Source organism: Macrococcoides caseolyticum (assembly GCF_002902665.1).
In the GTDB taxonomy this organism is placed as follows: Bacteria; Bacillota; Bacilli; order Staphylococcales; family Staphylococcaceae; genus Macrococcoides; species Macrococcoides caseolyticum.
Genome location: NZ_PPRM01000042.1, coordinates 47,287 through 61,832 on the forward strand (window position 1 = coordinate 47,287; position 14,546 = coordinate 61,832).

At 35.3% G+C, this 14,546-nt stretch carries 14 protein-coding genes; 3 read left to right on the forward strand and 11 right to left on the reverse strand.

Annotated features, from left to right (window positions below):
• Window positions 1–4: 4 nt before the first annotated feature.
• The gene (gene cspA, locus CD152_RS06945; RefSeq protein WP_016912585.1) at window positions 5–205 is read right to left on the reverse strand and encodes a cold shock protein CspA; all 201 of its coding nucleotides are present in this window, start codon (window positions 203–205) and stop codon (window positions 5–7) included.
• Window positions 206–419: 214 nt separating this feature from the next.
• Window positions 420–719 (reverse strand): DUF1033 family protein, encoded by a 300-nt coding sequence (locus CD152_RS06950; RefSeq protein WP_012656961.1) that lies wholly within the window; start codon window positions 717–719, stop codon window positions 420–422.
• Window positions 720–845: 126 nt separating this feature from the next.
• On the opposite strand from CD152_RS06950, the gene CD152_RS06955 reads away from it, so the two are divergent.
• Genes CD152_RS06955 through CD152_RS06965 form a run of 3 tightly spaced genes read left to right on the forward strand, consistent with a single transcriptional unit; the run spans window position 846 to window position 2,998 of the window.
• On the forward strand, window positions 846–1,112 hold the full coding sequence (locus CD152_RS06955; protein ID WP_041635994.1) for an acylphosphatase: 267 nt from the start codon (window positions 846–848) through the stop codon (window positions 1,110–1,112).
• Between the two features lie 18 nt (window positions 1,113–1,130).
• Window positions 1,131–1,838: a 5-bromo-4-chloroindolyl phosphate hydrolysis family protein gene (locus CD152_RS06960; RefSeq protein WP_157827325.1), complete on the forward strand. Its 708-nt coding sequence runs from the start codon at window positions 1,131–1,133 to the stop codon at window positions 1,836–1,838.
• Window positions 1,835–2,998, forward strand: a complete 1,164-nt coding sequence (locus tag CD152_RS06965; RefSeq protein ID WP_101140907.1) for a toxic anion resistance protein — start codon at window positions 1,835–1,837, stop codon at window positions 2,996–2,998. Before CD152_RS06960 ends, CD152_RS06965 begins: the two co-directional genes overlap by 4 nt.
• A gap of 12 nt (window positions 2,999–3,010) precedes the next feature.
• Here the strand turns inward: CD152_RS06965 and brnQ are convergent, their stop codons facing one another.
• From brnQ to CD152_RS07010, 9 genes are all read right to left on the reverse strand, one after another.
• Window positions 3,011–4,339, reverse strand: coding sequence for a branched-chain amino acid transport system II carrier protein (gene brnQ / locus CD152_RS06970; protein ID WP_101140906.1), 1,329 nt, complete (start codon window positions 4,337–4,339; stop codon window positions 3,011–3,013).
• A gap of 84 nt (window positions 4,340–4,423) precedes the next feature.
• Window positions 4,424–6,265, reverse strand: a complete 1,842-nt coding sequence (locus CD152_RS06975) for a vWA domain-containing protein (protein WP_101140905.1) — start codon at window positions 6,263–6,265, stop codon at window positions 4,424–4,426.
• The gene (locus CD152_RS06980) at window positions 6,265–7,050 is read right to left on the reverse strand and encodes an AAA family ATPase (RefSeq protein WP_103214556.1); all 786 of its coding nucleotides are present in this window, start codon (window positions 7,048–7,050) and stop codon (window positions 6,265–6,267) included. The genes CD152_RS06975 and CD152_RS06980 overlap by 1 nt, the downstream gene beginning before the upstream one ends.
• A 155-nt stretch (window positions 7,051–7,205) precedes the next feature.
• Window positions 7,206–7,409 (reverse strand): DUF6501 family protein, encoded by a 204-nt coding sequence (locus CD152_RS06985; RefSeq protein WP_041635996.1) that lies wholly within the window; start codon window positions 7,407–7,409, stop codon window positions 7,206–7,208.
• A 41-nt stretch (window positions 7,410–7,450) separates the two neighbouring features.
• A complete protein-coding gene (locus CD152_RS06990) occupies window positions 7,451–8,302 on the reverse strand; it encodes a VOC family protein (protein ID WP_101140904.1) in 852 nt (283 codons plus the stop codon).
• A gap of 71 nt (window positions 8,303–8,373) precedes the next feature.
• Window positions 8,374–9,621, reverse strand: coding sequence for a 2-oxoglutarate dehydrogenase complex dihydrolipoyllysine-residue succinyltransferase (gene odhB, locus CD152_RS06995; protein WP_103214557.1), 1,248 nt, complete (start codon window positions 9,619–9,621; stop codon window positions 8,374–8,376).
• 13 nt (window positions 9,622–9,634) lie between these two features.
• Window positions 9,635–12,412 carry a 2-oxoglutarate dehydrogenase E1 component gene (locus CD152_RS07000; protein WP_103214558.1) on the reverse strand — a complete coding sequence of 926 codons (2,778 nt, stop codon included), beginning with the start codon at window positions 12,410–12,412 and terminating at the stop codon, window positions 9,635–9,637.
• Between the two features lie 94 nt (window positions 12,413–12,506).
• On the reverse strand, window positions 12,507–13,877 hold the full coding sequence (locus tag CD152_RS07005; RefSeq protein ID WP_012656970.1) for a HAMP domain-containing histidine kinase: 1,371 nt from the start codon (window positions 13,875–13,877) through the stop codon (window positions 12,507–12,509).
• Window positions 13,874–14,545: a response regulator transcription factor gene (locus tag CD152_RS07010; RefSeq protein ID WP_103214559.1), complete on the reverse strand. Its 672-nt coding sequence runs from the start codon at window positions 14,543–14,545 to the stop codon at window positions 13,874–13,876. The genes CD152_RS07005 and CD152_RS07010 overlap by 4 nt, the downstream gene beginning before the upstream one ends.
• Window position 14,546 lies beyond the last annotated feature (1 nt).

Below are 14,546 nucleotides of genomic sequence, written 5' to 3' on the forward strand. Positions count from 1 at the left end.
AAAATTATAATTTAACAACGTTTGCAGCTTGTGGTCCGCGGTCGCCTTCAACAACTTCGAATTCCACTGCTTGTCCTTCTTCTAATGATTTGTATCCTTCTTGATTGATTGCTGAGAAATGTACGAATACATCATTTTCCCCTTCGATCTCGATGAATCCAAATCCTTTTTCTGCGTTAAACCATTTAACTGTACCTTGTTTCATAATAAGAAACCTCCACACTATATAATTCAATATGTGATTATTCACATATTACAAAATAAACATGTGCATTGTATTTCTTGTACATCTTCTTACATTTACTTTGTAATATGGAATAACCCTATTGCTTATATAATATTATAAGATACACAATCTATATATGCAATACAATAAACTGTATATTTTAACTTTTTACAATTTTTACTCTATTGTAATATTAAAGCTCCATCGTGATGACCTGCTTATCTTTAAAGACGATCAGACTATGAAAGATTTGAATATCATCATCACAATCTTCACAGTAAATCAATTCACAGTTATTATAAAATGCATGAATATTATACTTTCCAACAAGCTCATTTTTAAATTTTTTTCTTAGCTTATTGAGTTGCTCATTATAATATATCTCTGTCTCTTCTAACGTACTAAATCTATTAAGTTCTGTCACATAGTCCCATAAATCATCAAACAGCCACCATCCTTCATATTCTGTTCGAATAGTAATGACTTCATACATGGCATTCACCTCTTCAATATATTATGAATGTCATCATAGAAAAGTTCAAGCAAATGCTATTACTAATGCGATTTATTAGGATTTTTGTGTATTCTTAATTATAATAATGAATAAGGGGTGACATTAATGAAAACATTGCATATTAAAGTTTTCGGCAAAGTTCAGGGTGTTGGATTTCGATATTTTACCGAAAGACTAGCGCTACAATATCACATTACTGGCACTGTACAAAACGTGGATGAGCATGTAGAAATCTATGCTACTGGCAATGAAACATTATCACAATTTGAACAGGCCGTAATACGCGGTGCGTCTCCTATGTCTAAGGTGGAGTCATATACATCAGAAGAAATATCGCCTCAGCCATTCAATAGGTTTACAACGCTTAAATAAATGACAAGGATTGATCAGATGAAATATAATACCTCCTATATATTAGGTGCTATTTTAGCTATACCCGTTGCGATTATTACCGGTATAATCTCAATGAACATATTTCAATTTGAAATGTGGATTGATACTTTAATAATGTTAGGATCTTATATCATGACATTTTTACCTGTACAGCAAAAAGCAGCGCATACTTACCTTAAAGACATCGGCCTATCAAAAAATGACTATAAGTACGTTAAAAAACAGTTAAAAATTGCAGCACCAAAAATTAAACACCTGTTAGCTCAATACAAGAAAGTCCGTTCATTAAGTGAACTAAAAAATGTTAATGAGATAAATAAGCTGGCACGCGTTATTTTTAAGAATGTTCAGAAGGCTCCATCAAAGTTTTTTAATGTTGATAGCTTTTTTTTCTCACATCTCGATAATACGGTTAATCTATTGAATGAATATCTTTATTTATCAAGAATGCCTCATAAAACAAAAGAAGATCAGCAACTGTTAGATCATGCAAAACTGACGTTAGATGAACTAAAGCGTACATTACAGGCTGATCTACGTGCACTTAATAAAGAAAATTATGAAACGATGAGAGTTGAAATTAATCTAGCAGATAACTATACAACTAAACAATTATTTAGCCAAAAGCAACCACAGATTGAGCATAAAGAGAAGGCTCCAATTCAATTCAAAAATAGAGTTCACCATGAAGAAGAGAGGAAATAACCATGAGCGATAAAAAATTAACAGATGAACTTGTAAGCAACCCATTCGAAATGCAGAAAGAAATAATTCCTGAACAACAAGACAGTATTACATCGACTTTTGATAATAGTGAGATGTCTATTGAAAAACGCGAACAAATCAATCAAATTAAAAATCAGCTTGTACCATTAGATAATGAAAAGCTCCTTCTTTATGGTGCAAACGCGCAACAGAAATTATCACAGTTCTCACATCAAATATTAGATGAGGTTCAAAGAAAAGATATTGGTTCTATCGGCAGTAACCTGGAACAGCTTATGAAGAAGCTTAAAGAAGTTGATCCAGATGAAATACAGAATATCGATAAGAGTAAGGTGAAACGATTATTTAAACGTGTATCAAAATCTGTAAATGAACTTATTTCAAGATATCAATCTGTAGCGAGCCAGATTGACAGAATTTCTGTAGAACTCGATAACTCAAAGAATGTATTGATGCGCGATATACATATGCTGGATCAGCTATACGATCAGAATAAGGCATATTTTGAAGCGATTGACATGTTCATTATCGCAGCAGAAGAAAAGAGAGATGAAATCAATAATAAACTGCTACCTGAACTTGAACAAAAAGCGATGCACGCAAATGATCAGATGATTGTCCAGGAAGTTAGTGATATGCGACATTATGTCAACAGACTCGATAAAAGAATCTATGACCTTAAACTATCCAGACAAATTACACTGCAATCTGCGCCTCAAATCCGTATGATACAAGATGTTAACCAAACTTTGGCCGAGAAGATTCAAAGTTCAATTCTCACAAGTATTCCGTTATGGAAGAATCAGATGGCTATTGCAATGAGTCTGCTTCATCAGCAAAAGGCTTCTAAAGCACAGCAGCAAGTTACAAATACAACAAATGAACTCCTGCTTAAAAATTCAGAGATGTTAAAGATGAATACCATTCGTACTGCTGAAGAAAATGAGCGTGGTATCGTTGAATTAGAAACATTAAAGATAACACAGCAAAATATAGTCGATACTATTCGTGAAACAATGCATATACAGGCAGAAGGAAAAGAAAAACGACGTAATGCCGAAATAGAGCTCAGCAAGATGGAACAGGATTTAAAAACACAGCTTCTACAACTACAACAAGAACAAAACCAGAGATATTAATCTCTGGTTTTGTTATGAATATACAATTTTTTCTTTATCCTTACCAATTAAAAGGCCGATCACATAACCTACAATTGCAAATAATAACCATTCCATCGATTCCCCTTTAAGCGGTAAATGATCCATAAATGGTGCAATCTGGAACTGACTTTGTAGTACAGATAGGATTGCAATAATCGTCACGATAAAGATTGGAATCTGCATTGCAAGCTGTGGAGTCGGAATAAACTTAGCTAAGAGCATTGTCAGTAAAAGTGTCATCGCAATTGGATATAGTACCAATAAGACAGGAATACTCATCGCGATTACTGAACTTAAACCTTGATTTGCTAAAACTAAGCTAAACAGGGTAAATACAACTGCATACATTTTATAGGATATTCTTGGGAATATTTCATGGAAATATTCTGATACAGCTACAACTAAACCTGTAGATGTCGTTAAACATGCAAGTGAGACGATAACACCGATCAATAGTTTCCCGAAAGTACCATATGTTGCATTTGCTACATGTGTTAATAGATAAGTTCCTAAATCAAGCTTGTTATTAGAAATAGTTGATAGCTCATCCTGTGTTAAATGATAATGACTGCCTATCCATCCTAATGAAACATAGATAAATCCTAATGCAATCGCAGCTATAATTCCTGAAAAAACAGTCTGTTTAAATAATCCTGTTTCCTTTGTGATACCCTTCCCTTTGATCGCTGAAATAACGATTACACTGAACGCAATTGCCGCAATGGCATCCATTGTATTATACCCATTTGTAAACCCGCTGAAGAAACTATGCGAATTATCAGTATAAATACTGCTATCAGCGGTTACTGGAGATTCACCAGACAGTAACATAAACCCTTTAATAACTAATGCAATAATTGAAACCAGCAATAATGGTGTTAATATAGAACCGATTCTATCCACCATCTTAGAAGGGTTAATCGATAACCATAAAGTGATTCCAAAATAGATTAAAGTGAAAATAAATAAAGACAAAGCTGATGGTTTATCTAAAAATGGTACAATTGCCATCTCGTAAGAAGTAGCACCCGTACGAGGAATTGCAAATAGCGGACCAATCGTTAAATAAATTGCAACTAAAAAGATGACACCGAATGTGGGATTAATCTTATTTAATGCACCTTTATACCCACCCTCATCTAAAGATCCTACAATAATACCCAATAAAGGTAATCCTACTCCAGTTATCACGAAACCTAATATAGCTGGCCAGAAGAACTGTCCGCTAGAAAAACCTAAATTTGGAGGGAAGATTAAGTTTCCTGCGCCAAAAAATATTGCAAATAGCATAAAACCCACAATCCAAGTGTTCTTATTCATATAATACCTCCTATCGATTAATAAAAATTATAATAACACTTTAAACCGTTGAAAACAAGCAAATTTTTATATTTTCTGAATATTTCAAAATTGTTTCATGCTTTGCAGTAATAACGTTTTTAGTAATGGCTGAATGATGCTCGGTAATTTTTCCACTCCTTCAACAAAAATACAGTAATCATTATAGATATTACGTACAGTTGCACGTGTATTATCATCTATAACTGACTGACTCAAAAATATATTGATGACATATATATTTTCTTTTCTGAGAGCAACAACGGCATCGTGTGTATCAATAATTCCATTCGATTCATAATCAAATGCAGATGGCTCACCATCTGAAAATACAATTAAAAACTTCTGTTTTTCATTTCTTTGCTTCAGCATCTGGCCAGCAACCCTAATTGCAAGTCCATCTCGATTATCTTCTCCATTTTTAAAACTGACAATATTTGCTGAGTAACTATCATTTAATGCATGTTCATAAGGAATGATATGTTCAAAATAATTCGGTTGACTATATTGATCCGCTTCAAATCCATCTTCACTGAATGCAATAATTTCATGATTTATCATAAGCTGCATGAGTGTCTCATGAAATAACACAATCCCTTTCATCGTTTCTACCATTTTATCTTCCATGCTGTAAGAAGCATCAACAAGCAGCATAAATGTAGCATCGAGTTTGTAGGACGCCTGATCTTCTTTATAGAATACACGTCTTTTATCATCCAGGAACCAGTTAGTAAGTTTGCGACTTAGCTTCCCTTTGCTTAAATTCATACGGGCAGATGTCTGTTCATGCTCAATACTTTTATTAATCACATTTACTAAAGATTTTATTTCTTTGTTTACTTCATCTTTGTACAAATTGTATGTCAATCTGCTAGACTCATTCTGTTCGCTGTTTTTCCATATAATTTCAGTATATTTATTCTCTTCTCCGACATACTCACTAATATCATTACCGTGAGCATCTACTTGAGGAGGCGATGCTTTTCCTTTAGCCATCAACATCTCTGTGATGTCATCACTTGCATCCCCTTGCCTGTCATTCTCTTTAATATTGTTACTGTTTGATCCTTCTGTCACTTCTGTTTCCAGATAAGCACCGTTCTCTGTCTTTATATCTTTTTGTTTCGTCTGAACATGCTCAGAAGCTTCCATATCATCAACATCCTGATGCGCTTTATCCATATTGGCCTTCTTATAGGCACGTGCATTCATAAAGGCATTTTTAGGGATATGATAATATTCATTGAGCATATCCTGATGGATGACCTGCTCTAATATATAATAAACTCTATTTGCAAGATTCATACTGTCATATGTATCCTTAAGTGTAAATGCATCTTGCAATGCGAGCTGCATAGCAAGTTCAGTTTCAGGCTTATAGTATGATGTAAATGACAATGCATTTTCCATAAGTAATGCATGCTCAACTTGTAAAAATAATTCATCCGTAGGCATTGCCTTTGTTCTATAAAAATCAATCTGCCCCTCATTATCTTTCACTTTTTCTTTTACACGTACATCAAAGAATTTATTTGTAAATGGGCGACTTTGTCTGATAAGGTGCATCAATCGGTATTCTTCAATCATCATGAATAACTGCTGAAATAATGATGGATACTGTACATCTTCTTCGATAATCTCTTTTACAGCATCAAGTGCTATATATTGAAATCCATAGGCATATAGTATACAGTCACTCTTTAATAATTTTATAACTTCATCTTCTTTACGATGTTTCCATTTAAATGATACATTAATCGTATTTTCAACCAGATCATAATAGGCAAATTTCTGAAAACCAACTTTCACTTCATTATCTTCGAGCAACAATTGCGCAAGGTCTGTTAATGTCATAATTAATGAAGGATCAACAACTTCATCATTAAAAAGTATAAACTTTTCACTCATTAGAAATTCAGTTCCAGTGCATTTTGAATCGCATTCTGTTCTCGCTCATCATCTAATTTGTCAATGATAGCTCGTTTTGCTGCACGCTCGACTGGCATCACCGTCGTTAGATCACAAAAATCTAGTAACGCACGTATTGAGCTCGCTTCTTCACTAATTTGACCTTGGCTCGCCATTGTAATTAAATCATGGTTAAACTTTATAATCTGATCGATTAACTGCTCATTTTGAAGTAATGTCTGCTCTTTGATCACAGCTTTTAATATGTCACCAGAAATATAATCCATATCTATCACAACAAATCGATTTTTCAATGCTTCGTTCATCGGTAATGTCCCTACATAACCGACATTAATCGCAGCGATAACCTTAAAGTTTTCATGAGCTGTAATCACTTCCCCTGTAAAAGGATTCGTAATCGTCTTACGGTAATCAAGAACACCATTTAAAATCGGTAATGTTTCAGGTTTTGCCATGTTGATTTCGTCGATATAAAGAATATTACCTTCTCGCATCGCTTCAAGCACTGGCCCATCAACAAAGATGATTTGGCTTTCTCCATCTATATTTTCAATGGTCTTATATCCTAATAAGCTTTCTGCATCCAGATCGACAGAACAGTTAATGCTATTCATCTTTAAATTTAATTCATTCCCTAAAGTTTCAGCTAACTTTGTTTTACCTGATCCTGTCGGACCTTTTAACAGTACATTTTTCTTCAGCTTCAACATCGTTAATGTATCTTCTTTTATACTCGTATCACTATTTTGATATTTAATCATCATATTCATCCTTTCAAATTATCCAATAAAAAATAGAGGATTTGCATCCTCTATTATACTATATTGTATCCTTTTATTAAACGGGACTGTACTATACCTGAATATTGCAGTACAAATAAATTAATCAGCTGTATCACCTCTATTATCTGTCTGTATTACTATACTTCCTTAAAGTAATCTTTATAGTAGCCGCCTATCTTACCACTATTATCTCTAATATGATAATACTCTTCTGTTTCATTGACAACATCATAAACTTTTCCGATAGTCAGCATATCACTCACTTTATATTTTTTTGCATCTACATTTATTACTTCAACGTGCTTAATCGCTTCTTTATTATGCCATTCTTCATGTAACATATTCATTCTCCTTTTATGATAAAATTCATTCTATTTACAGCTTACAAATTAAAGTCAGGCTTTGTACTTAATTCAAATACAATTCCGCATGGATCTTTAAAGAAGAGTGTCTTATAAAATTTACGATCACTAATCTCTGAATGTGCGATATTAATGGATTCCAGTCGTTTCTTATATTCAGACAATACTTCTTCGGTTACTGACAATCCAACCTGCTCAATATTCGCTGAGTGTTTCTTTTTTGATACAGCACCTTGGACGACATGGATTTCTCCACCACTACCTCCATCACCTGAAGTAAACACTTGAACACCATTACCATGTGCTGCTAGCTGATAACTAGATGTGTGCTTTAAGTCTAATACTTGTGTCAGTATACTGGATGTTAACAATTGTTCTGAAACATTAATCAGAACTGGTCCTAAACCAAGAATTTGATGAATTGCATCTACATTACTGTCATCATCAGGCTCACCTAACGGAATTCCTTTATTATGTTCATCAGAAATGAGGTATACGCATCTGCCATCACAGTCGTAAAATGGTAATGCATGCCTGCCATTTAACTTAATAACGGTATCATACTTGATATTCATTTCATCAAAACGGAGTTTAAATACATAGAGGCTATAGTCCGTTGGTACTCTGAGTGAATAGGCATAAATTTCATCAGTTGTATATTTAATAGATAAAGGGTTCGCAACTTCTATTACAGACAGTAATGTTCCTGCATTTCCCTTATTGTCACCGAAATATAAGTTTTTCATCGCCGTATTTTCTATATTCTCAGTTTCCTTAAGTAGTTTAAGTCCAAGCACCTTATTGTAGAATGTATAAAATCGCTGTATATCATGCGTAATGACCGTAACATGATGTAATCCATTCGTCTGCATATAAACCTCCAAAAAAAAATAAGTCCACTATACATATTATACAATGTATAGTGGACGAACGTAAATCAATATTAGCTTTCAAGCAATAAATCTTCAGGGCTTTCGATCAGCTCTTTTATTGTCTTTAAGAATCCAACAGCTTCTTTACCGTCGATGATTCTATGATCGTAGCTTAATGCGATATACATCATCGGACGATTTTCCATACGTTCTTTATCAATTGCAACAGGTCGAGTAACAATCGAATGCATTCCTAAAATAGCTGCTTGTGTTCCGTTAATGATTGGCGTAGACATCAATGAACCGAATACACCACCATTTGTGATTGTAAATGAACCACCCATCATATCATCTAAGGATAGTTTCTTATCTCTCGCTTTGACGGCAAGATCATAGATACTTCCTTCTATTTCAGCGAAGTTCTTCTTATCACAATCACGAACGACGGGTACTACTAATCCTTCTTCAGTAGAAACAGCGACACCAATATCATAGAATTGCTTTAAGATTAAGTCATCTCCATCAATTTCAGCATTTACAGCAGGATATTTCTTAAGTGCTGCTACAACAGCTTTCGTAAAGAATGACATAAATCCTAGACGCGTTCCATTATGACCTTCCTGAAACTTATCTTTTTTGCGCTTACGAAGTTCCATAACATTCGTCATATCTACTTCGTTGAAGGTCGTTAACATCGCAGTATTGTTAGATACTTCCAACAATTTCTTTGCGATAGTCTGACGACGACGAGACATCTTTTCTCTTATTACGGGTTTCTCCGGATTAGATGCCGTTTGTTTTGGTGCCTCTGGTTTTTGTTCCGCTGCTGATTGAGAAGGTGCTGATTGTGAATTTTTAACATCATGCGAACGAATAAGTCCTCGTGGATCCTTACTATTTACATCACTTAAATCGATACCATTTTCACGTGCATAGCGTCGTGCAGACGGTGTAGCTACGATGCGTTCGGATGAACTATCAACAGCTCCAGCTTCCTCCTCAGACTTTACTTCTTTATGGTCTGACGGCTCTTCAGGTGCTGATGTTTCTTGCTGAGATGCATCATTGGTAGCTTTTTGTGTTCCCCCAGCTTCAACAATTGCAATAACTGAACCTACTTCAACTGTATCACCTTCAGCAGCTTTAAGCTCTGTAACAACCCCCGCTTCTTCTGAGATAACTTCAACATTCACTTTATCTGTTTCAAGTTCTACGATATTTTCGCCTTTTTCAACACTATCTCCAACTTGTTTGAACCAAGTCGAGATCGTACCTTCTGTAATTGATTCTGCTAATTCTGGAACTCTGATTTCAGCCAATTTAATTTCCCCCTTAAATGTTTAACGCTTCGCTAATAAGTTTTGATTGTACGATTTTATGAATTTCATTATCACCTTCAGCTGGTGCTGCACGATGTGGTCGCCCATAATATGATAATTTTACCTTAGCAGGCTTAATGTTATTTAATAATGGATAAATATAATGCCATGAACCTTGATTCTTCGGTTCTTCCTGTACGAAACCGATTTCTGTTAATCCTTTTAGATCATCTATAATCGCCTTAATATCTTGTTCTGGGAACGGATAAATCTGCTCAAGGCGAATGACATGAACTTCGTCATTTGGATTTTTAGTAAGCTCTGTCATAAGGTCCACAGCAACCTTACCACTTGCAATCAATAATTTCTTAACTTTTGTCTTCTTGTATTCACTAGAAATAATCGCTTTAAAGCCGCCTTCAGTGAACTTCTCAATCGTATCAGAAACAAAATTATTACGTAACAAGCTTTTTGGACTCATAATTACAAGAGGACGCATTCTGTCTGTTCCTAAATATTGAGCTTGACGTCTTAATAAATGGAAATAGTTTGCCGTGCTCGATAGATTCGCAACTGTCCAGTTGTGTTCAGCAGCTAATTGTAAGAATCGCTCCAATCTAGCAGAAGAGTGCTCTGGACCTTGTCCTTCATATGCATGTGGCAGCAATAACGTAAGTCCACTTTTCTCTCCCCATTTTGCTTCGGCACTACTAATGAAATTATCAAAGATCATTTGCGCCATATTAGCAAAGTCGCCATACTGCGCTTCCCAAACCGTTAAAGCTTTATTGTTTTGCAGGTTATATCCATATTCAAATCCAACAACGGCCGCTTCTGATAACGGTGAGTTGTGAATATCGAATGAACTTTGGGCACCTTCAATATGTTGTAAAGGAATATACTTATCACCGTTCTTAACATCATGGAGTACTGCATGACGGTGTGCAAATGTTCCACGTTCAGCATCCTGACCAGTATGTCGAACTGGATTACCATCTTGAATAATTGTTCCGTAAGCTAAAAGTTCAGCATGCCCCCAATCAACAAGACCATCTTTCGTAAATGGATCATTACGTCTTTCTAAAATCTTTTGCAGTTTATTGAATACACTAAACTGTTCTGGAGTAGATAGCATGTCATCATTTAATTGTTTTAATTTTTCTAATGCGACACCTGTATCTAATTTTTCGTATCCAGCTTCAACAGCGTCCGGCATTTTCATTTCGCTGTCGTTATTGACTGAAGATTTATCTATTGCATCATGTGCTGAACGAAGTCTAGAAGCCACATCTTCAAAGATTGCATTCATTTCATCCTCAGTAATTACAGAAGCTTCGACCAGTGACTTACCATATAAAATCTCTATACTCGGATGACCTTTAACTTCTTTATACAGCATCGGATTTGTCACTGTAGGTTCATCCATTTCATTGTGTCCATATCGTCTGTAACCTACAAGATCGATAACGAAATCCTTATTGAACTTCTGTCGATAAGCCATCGCAACTTCAATCGCTTCAATACATGCCTCAAGATCATCGGCATTTACATGAATGATCGGCAAATCATAACCTTTAGCGACATCTGTGGCATATGTAGTAGAACGTGAATCATAGGATTCTGTTGTAAAACCTACACGGTTATTTGTAATGATATGTAGTGATCCTCCAACTGAATACCCCTTAAGATTACTTAAGTTCATACTTTCAAAATTGATACCTTGACCTGGAAATGCTGCATCACCATGTATTAACACCGCAAGTGCTTTATTAAAATCTTGTTTTGGTTCATTGACTCCATCCGTAACTTCCTGTACCGCTCTTGTCTTCCCTAGTACAACGGGCGCTACTATTTCAAGATGAGATGGATTGTTCGCTAAAGAAATCGTCTGCGTTTTACCAAAGCGTGTTGTTGTTTTTATACCACCTAGATGGTATTTAACATCCCCAGTCCATCCTTTTGTGACAACTAGTGAACCATCTTTAGGAAGGAACTTCATCGGATCAGTATGCATAAATTCTGACAGCATCATTTCGTATGGCTTTTCAAGGATATGTGTCAGAACGTTTAATCGGCCACGATGTGCCATCCCTATTTCAATGTCCTGAATGTTATTTTCACTGGCAAACTTTATAACATTCTCAAGCATTGGCACAAGCGCATCTACCCCTTCAATAGAGAAACGTTTTGCACCGACGAAATTCTTATGGATATACTTTTCAAAGCCTTCTACACGCGCGACGCTTTTAAGCAATTCAACTTTCTCTTCTTTACTGAAGTCTCTTTTTACCTTACTTTCAATCGTGGTTTTCAGCCACTCGCGTTCTTCACTATTGTTGATATGAGAAACTTCATAAGCAATCGGACCTTGATAAGTCTGCTGCATTTCAGTAATTGCTTCAAAAGCATTGTTCAATCTTTCTCCATAATGCTCAGAAACAAGAGACGCAGGTAATTGCTTTAATACTTCTTCAGAAAGTCCGAAATCTTCTATAGAAAGCTTGATATGCTGATCACGCTTCGGTTTATATAATGGATAAATATCAGCTTTCAGATGCCCATACTGTCTGATATTATCGATAAGGCGCATCAATCTCTTAACGATGTCTGCGTCTGTACTACCCATTCCAGAATGCCCTGTACTACCCCTCTGAATATTAGAAAACAGTTCTTGTAGTTCATCAGAGACTGATGAAGGATCATTTTGATATTGATCGAACATTTCGAGAAGTATTCCTAAATTTGTACCAAATCTAGGAGGTGCTTCTTCTAGGTTCTTACCTTTTGTCATGGTTCCACCCTCCATTTTTTATAAAACGTTTACATTTTCATTTTAACAAAGCAAAGTATGAAATTAAAGAGGTAAAACATAACTTTGTGAAATATTATGAGCGTATGGGTAGCTGTATCTTAACTTTTGTATAGACATGTAATTCACTTTCAATAGAAACTGTACCTGAATAAGTCTCAATCAATTTCTTTGCAATTGACAGACCAAGACCATTTCCACCTTTAGAGCGTGCGCGCGATTTATCTACACGATAAAACCTGTCAAAAATATTCTGTAGGTCTTCTTCAGGAATACCGATGCCATAATCTATGATTTCGATTTGTGCAAACTTATTTTTTTTTGTTGTTCTAACAATGATATGTTTGTTTTTCTGATCATATTTAATCGCATTATCTAAAAATATCGTTAATATCTGTTCAAAATGAAATCGATTAATTGTCAGTCGGATTGATTTTTCTGAACTATGGAAATCAAAGATATATTCAGATTTTAATTGTGAGAAGGCATTAATTCTTGACTTTATTTCGTCGTTAATATCAATTACTTCTTGCGGCGAAGACTCAATTAGAGACAAATCTTTCGATAAAATCAACAGTTCTTCAACAAGCTTATTGATTCTAGCCATTTCTTCAATAGATATCGATAAGGATTCTTCAAGAACTTCCGGCTTATTCTTACCCCATCTCTTTATCAGATTAAGATGACCATTGATAATCTGTAAGGGGGTTCTAAGTTCATGTGATGCGTCTTCTACAAACTGTTTTTGCTGGTTGAATGACTGTTCTAGCTGCGTCATCATCTCATTGAAAGTTTCAATAAGATCATTTGTTTCATGATATTGAGTGGAAAAAGCGAGTTTGTTTTGAAAGCCATCTCTTTTTATCCTTTTCATCTGTTCAGCAATCATACGAATAGGTTTCGTAATCTGACCAGAGAACACATAGCTGAGCATAGCCGTTAAAAATAGGGCGGTTAAACTCGAGAAGCTGCTGATAATGATTAAGAATTCAATGACATCGTCATGGTTTTTTAATGAGTGTACTAATACAACATAACCATGAAAGTTGGCATTGTTAAGTGGTGAATACATAACGATATAATTCTTGCCTTGATGTACTTCGTCTTTAGATATTATCTTAGTTGTCGGATTGAATGCGATATCCACCTTCTCCGCAGATTGACCTGATATACTGAAAAGCTGTTCTCCTTGCCTATTAAAATAAACAAACGTATCTCTCGAAGATAAAGATCTACTAAGATCATCAATCTTCAATTCCGCAATATTTTTAGTAGCCATAATCACTGATATATCAGACAAGCTTCTTTTTGCTATTTCAGCTTCCTGCTCCTTCTGATAAACACCGATCAGATAAATAATCAAGAAGCTGAAGAGCATGAAAACGATAAATGAAATCGTCGTTGTAAGCAGCATCCATTTAATTCTTAAGGATTGGGATACTTTCATCGAATGACATATCCTACACCGCGAACAGTTTCTATCAGCTGATCCTGACCAAATGGTTTCAGTTTGTTCCTCAGATAACGAATGTAGACATCTACGACATTTGTTTCTACCTCATTATCATAGCCCCATATAGCTGTAAGCACTTTTTCTCTTGTCATAACATGTCTTTTATTCATCGCAAGTAATTTCAGCAGTTCAAATTCAGTTTTAGTCAGCTCGATAAGCTGATGCTCACAAAAGACAGTAAACGCCTCCTTATCAATCTGGAGATTTCCTACAACGAGCAGATGTTCACTGTCATCTTCATTCTTATTGCGGCGCAGTAACGCTCTTAATCTTGCTAGCAATTCTTCAATATCAAATGGTTTAACGATATAATCGTCTGCACCATAATCAAGGCCTATCACTTTGTCATAAGTCTCACCTTTTGCCGTAATCATAATTACAGGTGTTTCCTTTTCTCTCCTAAGTTTTCTGCAAACTTCAAGTCCATTGAGTTTAGGCAGCATTATATCGAGTAATATACAGTCATATTCAGTACTAAGCGCCTCTTGCAAGCCACTTTCCCCGTCATACATTACAGTTACAGCGTAAGACTCATGTGTAAGCTCTAGCTCAATAAACCTTGCTAAGTTCGCTTCATCTTCAACTACTAGAATACGTTTCATC

Bases quoted from the DNA above. Each gene is read 5' to 3' on its own strand.
- CD152_RS06980 (WP_103214556.1), bottom strand. From the start codon at position 7,050: ATGATGATTAAATATCAAAATAGTGATACGAGTATAAAAGAAGATACA.
- CD152_RS06975 (WP_101140905.1), bottom strand. From the start codon at position 6,265: ATGAGTGAAAAGTTTATACTTTTTAATGATGAAGTTGTTGATCCTTCA.
- cspA (WP_016912585.1), bottom strand. From the start codon at position 205: ATGAAACAAGGTACAGTTAAATGGTTTAACGCAGAAAAAGGATTTGGA.
- CD152_RS06985 (WP_041635996.1), bottom strand. From the start codon at position 7,409: ATGTTACATGAAGAATGGCATAATAAAGAAGCGATTAAGCACGTTGAA.
- CD152_RS07005 (WP_012656970.1), bottom strand. From the start codon at position 13,877: ATGAAAGTATCCCAATCCTTAAGAATTAAATGGATGCTGCTTACAACG.
- brnQ (WP_101140906.1), bottom strand. From the start codon at position 4,339: ATGAATAAGAACACTTGGATTGTGGGTTTTATGCTATTTGCAATATTT.
- CD152_RS06955 (WP_041635994.1), top strand. From the start codon at position 846: ATGAAAACATTGCATATTAAAGTTTTCGGCAAAGTTCAGGGTGTTGGA.
- CD152_RS07010 (WP_103214559.1), bottom strand. From the start codon at position 14,545: ATGAAACGTATTCTAGTAGTTGAAGATGAAGCGAACTTAGCAAGGTTT.
- CD152_RS06990 (WP_101140904.1), bottom strand. From the start codon at position 8,302: ATGCAGACGAATGGATTACATCATGTTACGGTCATTACGCATGATATA.
- CD152_RS07000 (WP_103214558.1), bottom strand. From the start codon at position 12,412: ATGACAAAAGGTAAGAACCTAGAAGAAGCACCTCCTAGATTTGGTACA.
- CD152_RS06950 (WP_012656961.1), bottom strand. From the start codon at position 719: ATGTATGAAGTCATTACTATTCGAACAGAATATGAAGGATGGTGGCTG.
- CD152_RS06960 (WP_157827325.1), top strand. From the start codon at position 1,131: ATGAAATATAATACCTCCTATATATTAGGTGCTATTTTAGCTATACCC.